The 9,283-nt window shown below is 62.7% G+C and carries 12 protein-coding genes and 1 pseudogene; 7 read left to right on the top strand and 6 right to left on the bottom strand.

Annotated elements, in window-relative coordinates:
- Positions 1-595: pseudogene (locus V0R37_RS08135) on the bottom strand (transposase zinc-binding domain-containing protein); the annotation flags it as partial.
- A gap of 48 nt (positions 596-643) precedes the next feature.
- Positions 644-1,078, bottom strand: coding sequence for a mercury resistance transcriptional regulator MerR (gene merR, locus V0R37_RS08130; protein WP_000429838.1), 435 nt, complete (start codon positions 1,076-1,078; stop codon positions 644-646).
- A 71-nt stretch (positions 1,079-1,149) separates the two neighbouring features.
- Between merR and merT the strand changes: the two genes are divergently transcribed.
- The 7 genes from merT (at position 1,150) to V0R37_RS08095 (ending at position 4,634) form a co-directional block, all read left to right on the top strand.
- Positions 1,150-1,500, top strand: coding sequence for a mercuric ion transporter MerT (gene merT / locus V0R37_RS08125; protein WP_001294667.1), 351 nt, complete (start codon positions 1,150-1,152; stop codon positions 1,498-1,500).
- A 15-nt stretch (positions 1,501-1,515) separates the two neighbouring features.
- Positions 1,516-1,791, top strand: coding sequence for a mercury resistance system periplasmic binding protein MerP (gene merP, locus V0R37_RS08120; RefSeq protein WP_000735441.1), 276 nt, complete (start codon positions 1,516-1,518; stop codon positions 1,789-1,791).
- Between the two features lie 2 nt (positions 1,792-1,793).
- The gene (merF, locus tag V0R37_RS08115) at positions 1,794-2,039 is read left to right on the top strand and encodes a mercury resistance system transport protein MerF (protein WP_000654684.1); all 246 of its coding nucleotides are present in this window, start codon (positions 1,794-1,796) and stop codon (positions 2,037-2,039) included.
- Positions 2,036-3,682 (top strand): mercury(II) reductase, encoded by a 1,647-nt coding sequence (gene merA / locus V0R37_RS08110; RefSeq protein WP_420374026.1) that lies wholly within the window; start codon positions 2,036-2,038, stop codon positions 3,680-3,682. The genes merF and merA overlap by 4 nt, the downstream gene beginning before the upstream one ends.
- 17 nt (positions 3,683-3,699) lie before the next feature.
- The gene (gene merD, locus V0R37_RS08105) at positions 3,700-4,065 is read left to right on the top strand and encodes a mercury resistance co-regulator MerD (RefSeq protein WP_000995361.1); all 366 of its coding nucleotides are present in this window, start codon (positions 3,700-3,702) and stop codon (positions 4,063-4,065) included.
- A complete protein-coding gene (gene merE / locus V0R37_RS08100) occupies positions 4,062-4,298 on the top strand; it encodes a broad-spectrum mercury transporter MerE (RefSeq protein WP_005413392.1) in 237 nt (78 codons plus the stop codon). Before merD ends, merE begins: the two co-directional genes overlap by 4 nt.
- A 132-nt stretch (positions 4,299-4,430) precedes the next feature.
- Positions 4,431-4,634: a DUF3330 domain-containing protein gene (locus tag V0R37_RS08095; RefSeq protein ID WP_005413391.1), complete on the top strand. Its 204-nt coding sequence runs from the start codon at positions 4,431-4,433 to the stop codon at positions 4,632-4,634.
- A gap of 38 nt (positions 4,635-4,672) precedes the next feature.
- Here V0R37_RS08095 and V0R37_RS08090 read toward each other — a convergent pair whose 3' ends face one another.
- Genes V0R37_RS08090 through V0R37_RS08075 form a run of 4 tightly spaced genes read right to left on the bottom strand, consistent with a single transcriptional unit; the run spans position 4,673 to position 9,191 of the window.
- Positions 4,673-5,287: a recombinase family protein gene (locus V0R37_RS08090; protein WP_010981357.1), complete on the bottom strand. Its 615-nt coding sequence runs from the start codon at positions 5,285-5,287 to the stop codon at positions 4,673-4,675.
- Between the two features lie 60 nt (positions 5,288-5,347).
- Entirely contained in the window at positions 5,348-6,565 is a 1,218-nt protein-coding gene (locus tag V0R37_RS08085) for a TniQ family protein (protein ID WP_009288528.1), read from the bottom strand.
- Complete coding sequence (locus V0R37_RS08080) at positions 6,562-7,470, bottom strand: TniB family NTP-binding protein (protein ID WP_166310047.1); 909 nt, start codon at positions 7,468-7,470, stop codon at positions 6,562-6,564. Before V0R37_RS08080 ends, V0R37_RS08085 begins: the two co-directional genes overlap by 4 nt.
- A 2-nt stretch (positions 7,471-7,472) precedes the next feature.
- Positions 7,473-9,191 carry a Mu transposase C-terminal domain-containing protein gene (locus V0R37_RS08075; protein WP_013741669.1) on the bottom strand — a complete coding sequence of 573 codons (1,719 nt, stop codon included), beginning with the start codon at positions 9,189-9,191 and terminating at the stop codon, positions 7,473-7,475.
- Positions 9,192-9,283 lie beyond the last annotated feature (92 nt).

The raw sequence follows: 9,283 nt of genomic DNA, 5'->3' as shown, positions 1-9,283 counted from the left end.
GAAAGATGACACCCGGCGATGAGATTCGAGGGGTCGCATCAGCATCGCCCTCGCCCTCCACTTCCTCAAACACCCCGTCCACCACACAAACGTGGAAGTGGACGTGTTCATTGAGGCTGGAGCCGAATCGGTGAATGAAGGCGATGGCACCGATGTGCAGGCCTGCCTTGTCCATATGGGCCGCACCGGGGCTGTGGGTCTGCAGAGTTTGTGCGATCACCCGCAGAAAGATGCGCAGCACCATGCTCAGCACCGCTCCGTCGCGTTGCATGAAGTACCGCAACCTCTTGGGCACGGAGAGCACCCACTGGCGCACCGGCAGGCGGGGGAAAACGTGGTCGCTCAGGTGTGCCGCCGTCTCCACCATCCGCCGCGTGGTGCACGAGGGGCAGACTCCCCGGCCTTTGCAGGAGAAGGCTACAAAGTAGTCGTGCCCACAGTCGCCGCAGCGAGCGCGGGCAAAGCCATGGGCAAAGATGCCGCACTCAAGATACTTGGCAAACGCTTTGCGCACGAAGGGCTTGGGGGTGTGGTGGTCGCCCTGGCCGTCGAACTGACCCGCGCTGGCCAACTCTAGCCAGGTCTCGTAGGAGTCGCCTCAGAAAACGGAAAATAAAGCACGCTAAGGCGTAGTTCCCTCGGGCTACACCGCGTCCGCACTGCGCGGTTCTTTCTTCCCTTGCAGTGACGCAATCAGCGGGCAGGAAACGTTCCCCTTCCGCGCATGGCAGGCGCACACCAAATCAGACAGCACGGCCTCCATGCGCGCCAGGTCAGCCATCCTCTCGCGCACGTCCTTGAGCTTGTGCTCGGCCAGGCTGCTGGCTTCCTCGCAATGGGTGCCATCCTCCAGCCGCAGCAGCTCGGCGATCTCATCCAGGCTGAAGCCCAACCGCTGGGCTGATTTCACGAAGCGCACCCGCGTTACATCCGTCTCGCCATAGCGGCGAATGCTGCCGTAAGGCTTGTCCGGTTCCGGGAGCAAGCCCTTGCGCTGATAGAACCGGATGGTCTCCACATTGACCCCGGCCGTCCTGGCGAAAACGCCAATGGTCAGGTTCTCCAAATTGTTTTCCATATCGCTTGACTCCGTACATAACTACGGAAGTAAGCTTAAGCTATCCAATTCAGATTCGAAAGGACAAACGTATGTCTGAACCTCAAAACGGGCGCGGCGCGCTCTTCACTGGCGGGCTGGCCGCCATCCTCGCCTCGGCTTGCTGCCTCGGGCCGCTGGTTCTGATCGCCTTGGGGTTCAGCGGCGCTTGGATCGGCAACTTGACGGTGTTGGAACCCTATCGCCCCATCTTTATCGGCGTGGCGCTGGTGGCGTTGTTCTTCGCCTGGCGGCGCATCTACCGGCCGTCAGCCGCCTGCAAACCGGGTGAGGTTTGCGCGATTCCCCAAGTGCGAGCTACTTACAAGCTCATTTTCTGGGGCGTGGCCGTGCTGGTTTTGGTCGCGCTCGGATTTCCCTACGTCGTGCCATTTTTCTATTGATCACAGGAGTTCACCATGAAAAAGCTGCTTTCCGCCCTTGCCCTCGCTGCCGTTGTTGCCCCCGTGTGGGCCGCCACCCAGACCGTTACGCTGTCCGTACCGGGCATGACCTGCTCGGCCTGTCCGATCACTGTCAAGAAGGCGATTTCCAAGGTCGATGGCGTCAGTAAAGTTGACGTGACCTTCGAGACGCGCGAAGCGGTGGTCACCTTCGATGATGCCAAGACCAGCGTGCAGAAACTGACCAAGGCTACCGAGGATGCGGGCTACCCATCATCAGTCAAGAACTGATCATGAAAGACCCGAAGACACTGCTGCGGGTCAGCATCATTGGCACAACCCTCGTGGCGCTGTGTTGCTTCACCCCTGTTCTGGTCATTTTGCTCGGTGTGGTCGGCTTGTCCGCGCTGACCGGCTATCTGGACTATGTGCTGCTGCCTGCGCTGGCGATTTTCATCGGCTTGACCATCTACGCCATCCAACGAAAACGCCAAGCCGATGCCTGCTGCACCCCGAAATTCAATGGAGTAAAAAAATGACCGAAATCACCGTGAATGGCATGACCTGCACATCCTGCGCCACCCATGTCAAAGATGCTTTGGAAAAGATTCCCGGCGTGAATGCCGCTGTGGTGTCCTATCCAGAAAGCCGCGCGCAAGTCATGGCAGACACCGCCGTGAGCCACAACCAACTGCTGGCCGCCATCGCCGCATTGGGTTATCAAGGCTCGATCCGGGTTGGTGATTTCAAAGATGAACCAAAAATCCGTGATGCACTTGAGGGCGCCGGTTTGCATATCGCCATCATTGGCAGCGGCGGGGCCGCGATGGCGGCGGCGCTGAAGGCCGTCGAGCAAGGCGCGACGGTCACGCTGATCGAACGCGGCACCATCGGCGGCACCTGCGTCAATATCGGCTGTGTGCCGTCCAAGATCATGATCCGCGCTGCCCATATTGCCCATCTGCGCCGGGAAAGTCCGTTCGACGGCGGTATTGCGGCAACTGTGCCTGCGATTGACCGCAGCAAACTGCTGGCCCAGCAGCAGGCCCGTGTCGATGAACTGCGGCACGCCAAATACGAAGGCATCCTGGACGGCAATCCAGCCATCACCGTTTTGCACGGTGAAGCGCGTTTCAAGGACGACCAGAGCCTGGTCGTCCGTTTGAACGAGGGTGGCGAGCGCGAGGTAACGTTCGACCGCTGCCTGGTCGCCACCGGTGCCAGTCCGGCCGTGCCGCCGATTCCGGGCCTGAAAGAGTCACCCTACTGGACTTCCACCGAAGCGCTTGTCAGCGACACCATTCCCGCACGCCTGGCCGTGATCGGTTCGTCGGTGGTGGCGTTGGAACTGGCGCAAGCCTTTGCCCGGCTCGGCAGCCAGGTCACGATCCTGGCACGCGGCACCTTGTTCTTCCGGGAAGACCCGGCCATCGGCGAGGCCGTGACAGCCGCTTTCCGCGCCGAGGGCATCGAGGTGCTGGAGCACACGCAAGCCAGCCAGGTCGCCCATGTGAACGGCGAATTCGTGCTGACCACCGGACACGGTGAATTGCGCGCTGACAAGTTGCTGGTTGCCACCGGTCGGGCACCGAATACGCGCAGCCTCGCGCTGGACGCGGCGGGGGTCACTGTCAATGCGCAAGGGGCCATCGTTATCGACCAAGGCATGCGCACGAGCAACCCGAACATCTACGCGGCCGGCGACTGCACCGACCAGCCGCAGTTCGTCTACGTGGCAGCGGCCGCCGGCACCCGTGCCGCGATCAACATGACCGGCGGCGACGCAGCCCTCAATCTGACCGCGATGCCGGCAGTGGTGTTCACCGACCCGCAAGTCGCCACCGTGGGCTACAGCGAGGCGGAAGCGCACCACGATGGCATCGAGACCGACAGTCGCACGCTGACACTCGACAACGTTCCGCGTGCGCTTGCCAACTTCGACACACGCGGCTTTATCAAGCTGGTCATCGAGGAAGGTAGCGGACGGCTCATCGGCGTGCAGGTCGTCGCCCCGGAAGCCGGCGAATTGATCCAGACGGCTGTTCTCGCCATTCGCAACCGCATGACGGTGCAGGAACTGGCCGACCAGTTGTTCCCCTACCTGACGATGGTCGAGGGGTTGAAGCTCGCGGCGCAGACCTTCAGCAAGGACGTGAAGCAGCTTTCCTGCTGCGCCGGGTGAAGAAAAGGAGATGTTCGATGAACGCCTACACGGTATCCCGGTTGGCCCTTGATGCCGGGGTGAGTGTGCATATCGTGCGCGATTACCTGCTGCGTGGATTGCTGCGGCCAGTCGCCTGCACCACGGGTGGCTACGGCCTGTTCGATGACGCCGCCTTGCAGCGACTGTGCTTCGTGCGGGCCGCCTTCGAGGCGGGCATCGGCCTCGGCGCATTGGCGCGGCTGTGCCGGGCGCTGGATGCGGCGAACTGCGATGAAACTGCCGCGCAGCTTGCTGTGCTGCGTCAGTTCGTCGAACGCCGGCGCGAAGCGTTGGCCAATCTGGAAGTGCAGTTGGCCGCCATGCCGACCGCGCCGGCACAGCATGCGGAGAGTTTGCCATGAACAGCCCCGAGCGCATGCCGGCCGAGACGCACAAACCGTTCACCGGCTACCTGTGGGGCACGCTGGCCGTGCTGACTTGCCCCTGCCACCTGTCCATCCTCGCTGCCGTGCTGGCCGGCACAACCGCCGGTGCATTCCTTGTCGAGTATTGGGTCATCACGGCGCTCGGTTTGACCGGCCTGTTTCTTCTGTCACTGGCGCGGGCGTTGCGGGCATTCAGGGAAAGATCATGAGCGCTTCCCGGCCGGATGGATGGACTACGGCGGAGGGCCCAAGCGTTCGAGCGCGGGCAAGGCTTTCTGTTCGCAAAGCCGATGCCGGCGGCGGCATTCGCCGTCTTCGTCAGTCAATGGAGGGGTGCCACCATGAATGCAAATGATCCGACCGCCACCAGTTGCTGCGTGTGCTGCAAGGAAATTCCGCTCGATGCCGCCTTCACACCGGAAGGCGCGGAGTACGTCGAGCACTTCTGCGGGCTGGAGTGTTATCAACGTTTCCAGGCGCGGGCCAGCACTGCGACCGAAACGAGCGGCGAACCGAACGCTTGCGGTTCGCCGCCGTCAAATTGAGACAAACCACGCTTTCGCTACGTCGCCTCATGTCGGCATCAAATTCGGCTGAGTAGCTTCTCGCCATCTGGACGTAGCTCGCCCTTGGGTGAAATATGCCGATACAGGGTCTGCCGCGTGATGCCAAGTTCCTGGCACAGGTCGCCGACCTTGGTCTCTGACTGCCCCATTGCCGCCATCGCCAGCCGCAGCTTGGCGGCGGTCATCTTGAACGGCCGGCCGCCTTTCCGGCCGCGTGCCCGTGCTGAGGCCAGGCCCGCCACGGTGCGCTCGGCGATCAACTCGCGCTCGAACTCGGCCAGCGCGGCGAAGATACCGAAGACCAGCTTGCCGGCGGCGGTCGTGGTGTCAATGGCCGCGCCGTGCCCGGTCAGCACCTTGAGGCCGATGCCGCGTCCGGTCAGGTCATGGACGGTATTGATCAGATGGCGCAGGTCGCGCCCGAGCCGATCCAGTTTCCAAACGACCAACGTGTCGCCTGGCCGTAGTGCCTTCAGACAGCTCGCCAGACCGGGACGATCCTCGCGTTTTCCGGACGCTTGGTCTTCATAGAGATGCGCCGGATCAACACCGGCCGCGACCAGCGCATCGCGCTGCAAGTCCGTCGCCTGGGAGCCATCCGCCTTCGATACTCGCATGTAGCCAATCAGCATCTTGTACCTGTCACATATACGTTCGATTATGTGACAGTTTGCATCGGGAAGCTCTGCACGTCAAAATTTGTCACTTAACCCGTCATTCTGTCTAAGGCATGCAAAGGGTAGGCTAGGCTCATAATGTGACAGAAATTCCGGGGGGATGCCTTCCTTCGCGAAGGTGGCGCGCAACTGTTCCAAGGAAGCGGGGTCGCGCCGACCATAGGAAGCCAACGCGAACAGCGAGCGTGCCGTCTCGGGGTTGTGTCGTGCTTCAATGATGGCCTCATCAATGGCCTGGATTGCACGCTGCCAGTGATCGACGGGTTCGGGCTTCGGCGCTTTCGCCGGCAGGCCACTGGTGAACCCGGTTTGGGGCTCGGACCAGAATAGCTTTGCGTGCTCGCCTGGCGGGCTTATATCCCTCACCTCAATCAAGCTGATTGCCGTTGCCGCCGCCTCCAGCATCTGCAACCGTACTGCCGGGTTCAGGGTTTCATACGGTCGCCACAGACTTTGCCCAGCACGCAGCGGATGCCCGCAGCATTCCCAGATTTGGCGGAGATACCCCGCGTAGGTGCCGCACGTCGAAAGCGGGGTGTTCAGCTCATCGAGCAGCGTGCGTAGCAGCCTAAACCACAATCCGGCGTGGATGCGTCGGCGCGGCAACTCCACGTGGCCGGTCGTCAGTGCCTGCCAGGTACGCTGGTCCATCGCCGCAATCGCGTCGCTGGCAGTGCGCGGTTCGGCGTCGGCGTTCTCCCAGCCGAGAAACCGCCCTGGCACGCCCCAATAGGATTCCAGCCAGCAGCCATGCAGTGGGCAGCTCAGCATCAGGGGCAGCTTCCACGCGAGCAGTACGGCTTGGTTCTCCGGATCGTTCAGGCAGAGCGGACAGGCGCGGTGTATCGGTTGGGTGGGCAGCCAGGCACGCCAGCTCGTGATGGATCGCGTCTTACGGCGGAGTCTCGGCAGCAGTACCGAGAGCTGGAACGCATAGGTTTCCAATGCGGCTGGAATCTGATCATCAAGGCTGTCCAGTAGCCAAGGCACCCAGCCGGCGAAACTCATGCAGCGCAGCCGATCCAGCTCGATACCGCTCCGCTGGGAGAGCATCGCCAGCAGCGCCAGTGGTGGCGCGGTGTCCAGGTCATCAACCTGGCCGTGACCAAGATCGTGCTCCAGCAGCTCGGACACTTCCATGTGATAGCAAAGGGCCACGCGGTTGAGCCACGAAGACAGGGCTTCGGCTTCCCTGGGTGCCGGATGCAGTGGCCAGCGTGGCGCTGGCTTCACATCAGTTCCCGCTCGAATTGCCGCCGCCGCTCGCTGGGACCGGTGTAATCGGCCATGCTGAGCGTGCGGTGGTTGATCGCTTCCTCACCACTCTCCACGGCGGCCACGGCCGCCGCCATCAATAGGTGCGCCAGCTCGCCAATAGTGCCCTCGCTGCGCGTGAGCAGGTAGCGAGCCATGTCCAGCGTGGCAATCGACGAAGGTCGCCGCAGCGGGAGCGAAGCCGCGAAGCTGGCCAGCAGTGAACAGGAATCGTCGTTGGCCTCCCACACCGGCAGCATCATCGGCTCGAAGCGATTTTCCAACTGGTCATCCGAGCGGATGGCCAGGTAGGCGTCGCGTGTGCCCACACCGACCAGCGGGATGCGCAATTCGTTGCCGAGGAAGCGCAGCAGGTTGAGGAATTCCCGGCGGTTGACGCTGTTGCCGGCCAGGACGTTGTGCAGCTCGTCGATCACCAGCAAACGCACACCGAGCTTGCGCAGCAGTGTCAGCGCCAGTTGCTCTATTTCCGGCAGCCGTGGGCGCGGTCGCAATGGTGCTCCCATCGCCGCGAGCAGCGCGACGTAGAAGCGGATCACCGATGGCTCGGACGGCATCTGCACGACCAATACCGGGATGTGCTCCTGGTCGGCGTCGGAGCTGGCCGGGTGGGCGCGGCGGAACTTCTCGACGATCATCGACTTGCCGTTGTTGGTTGGACCGACCAACAGCAGGTTGGGCATGCGTTGTTTGTTTGGCCACGTATACAGGGCTTCCAGCCGGTTCAACGCCTCGACTGCTCGCGGATAGCCGATCCAGCGGTCGGCGCGAAGGCGATGGATGCGCTCGTCCGCCGGGAGACGGGCCAAGCCCTGGGCCGCCGGCAGCAGGTGGGACAGGTCGATGATGGGATATTCGTCCACGGCTACCACTCCTCAATCTGGTCGAACGGTTTGGCAGGTGGCTGGTTGTCCGCCTGCGGGTCTGCCATGTCCGTGTCCGCTGGTGGCGTGGTTTTGACAGGTTGTTCCGTTGACTTGAGATGCTGGCGTCGATCCGCGTCGCGCCGCGCCTTGCGCGTGGCTTTCTGCGCAGTGGTCACGATTTCGCGCATCTGCCCGATCATGCGGAACAGCGCCGACTCATCCACCTGTTCGCGCCCTTGCTGCCGCAATTTCGCCAGCGCCTGCCGTTGTTCCCAGAGGGTGACAGCCGGGTGCGACAAGGTACGGTATGGAATTTCCAGATAGTGCTGCCCCTCCGGCTCCAGCACCCAAATGCGGCTGATGTCGCGTGGGTCGCGCCGGATCAGGAACGCAGGCAGGCGGTCGCGCCGAGCTATCCACGGCTTGAGCGCATCGGCGTAGTAGTGGATGTGGTCGATGACGAAGCCAGTGCGGGTCAGGGTGCGGCGGAGGACGGGCAGGAAATCGACCAGAAAAGCCGTGGTGCGAGTGATGACGGTTGGAACGCCGGTACGCGCGACAGCTTCGGCCCAGCGTGCGGCCGGCGGTTGGAGCAGGCCGTTGTGCACGGAGCCGTGATAGGTGCCAACCGCCAATGCGAGCCAGCGTTCCAGCTCGCGCAGTGTCAGGGCGGCCATCTTCTCGGAGGCGTATTCCCCGCGCTGGTCAGGGTTGGAGAAGGTCGTCCCCGGCAATTCGTCGTGGATCATTTGCATCGCCGTGCCGATGATCCGTTCCACGATGCCGCCATAGTGCGGCTGCCCGAGAGGCCGATAGTCCAACCGGATGCCATGCTGCTCGCAGCCACGGCGTAGCGCCTCGCTCTTGAATTCGGCCGCGTTGTCCAGGTAGAGCAGCGCGGGCTTGCCGCTCATCGGCCAGTCCATTTCCACGTCCAACCTTTCCAACCAAGGGCGCTTGTCGCAACCGGCGTGTGCGAGGCACAGGCCGACCGAGACGGCAGATGGCGCTTCTAACGTGACCACCATGCCAACCACGCAGCGGGTGAACACGTCGATGGCGAGGGTCAGGTACGGACGGCCAATCGGTTGCCGGTCGCGCTCGTCCACCACGATCAGGTCGATGACTGTGTGGTCGATCTGTACCTGCTCCAGCGGTGCGGAGACTGGCGGAGGAACACCGCCAACACCTTGCAGGATGCGGGACGCATCCTGGCCTTCCCGAAGTCGAGTGGTCTTGAGTGGATCAAGGCTGGCGATCCGCAACGCGACCGTGTTGCGCGCCGGCATCCGCAGCTTTTGCAGCTTGCACACCCGCGCAACTTCACGGTGGAACGCCGCCAAGCTGCGCTTCTGCTTGGTCAGGAAGCGCTTTTGCAGTAGCTCGCGGATGATTCGTTCGACCGACTCCGGCAAGCGGCCTTTACCTTTGCCACCGCTCGACTGTCCAAGAGCCAAATCAGTGACCAGCCCCGAACCTTGCCGGGCACGGCGGATCAGGACGTAGACCTGCCGCCGGGACAGACCCAGCGCCTGGGCTGCTGCGTCGGCCGCTTCATGCCCGACCGTCTCCGACTGCGCCAACGGCCCAATGATCTCCGCGCGGCAGCGAGCACGCTCCCATGCCTGTTCTGACAGGGTGGCTACGCCGCGCTCGGCAATCGGTACGGTATCGGTCGCCATGCTCGCCTCGCTTTGGTGCACACGAGTATTGAGCATAGACGAGTTTCGTGCAGAGGAGTCCTGATATCGGGCTGTCAGGAGCCGTATGCACAGCAGGCTTCATGTCTCGTTGATTGGTGCAGTCGTCT

The organism is Pollutimonas rozaliensis (assembly GCF_048751585.1).
Classification (GTDB): domain Bacteria; phylum Pseudomonadota; class Gammaproteobacteria; order Burkholderiales; family Burkholderiaceae_B.
The sequence above is the reverse complement of the archived record's forward strand: the minus strand, read 5'-3'. Positions and strand labels throughout refer to the sequence as shown.

Bases quoted from the DNA above. Each gene is read 5' to 3' on its own strand.
- merE (WP_005413392.1), top strand. From the start codon at position 4,062: ATGAACAGCCCCGAGCGCATGCCGGCCGAGACGCACAAACCGTTCACC.
- merA (WP_420374026.1), top strand. From the start codon at position 2,036: ATGACCGAAATCACCGTGAATGGCATGACCTGCACATCCTGCGCCACC.
- merT (WP_001294667.1), top strand. From the start codon at position 1,150: ATGTCTGAACCTCAAAACGGGCGCGGCGCGCTCTTCACTGGCGGGCTG.
- V0R37_RS08075 (WP_013741669.1), bottom strand. From the start codon at position 9,191: ATGCTCAATACTCGTGTGCACCAAAGCGAGGCGAGCATGGCGACCGAT.
- merD (WP_000995361.1), top strand. From the start codon at position 3,700: ATGAACGCCTACACGGTATCCCGGTTGGCCCTTGATGCCGGGGTGAGT.
- merP (WP_000735441.1), top strand. From the start codon at position 1,516: ATGAAAAAGCTGCTTTCCGCCCTTGCCCTCGCTGCCGTTGTTGCCCCC.
- merR (WP_000429838.1), bottom strand. From the start codon at position 1,078: ATGGAAAACAATTTGGAGAACCTGACCATTGGCGTTTTCGCCAGGACG.
- V0R37_RS08090 (WP_010981357.1), bottom strand. From the start codon at position 5,287: ATGCTGATTGGCTACATGCGAGTATCGAAGGCGGATGGCTCCCAGGCG.
- V0R37_RS08095 (WP_005413391.1), top strand. From the start codon at position 4,431: ATGAATGCAAATGATCCGACCGCCACCAGTTGCTGCGTGTGCTGCAAG.
- merF (WP_000654684.1), top strand. From the start codon at position 1,794: ATGAAAGACCCGAAGACACTGCTGCGGGTCAGCATCATTGGCACAACC.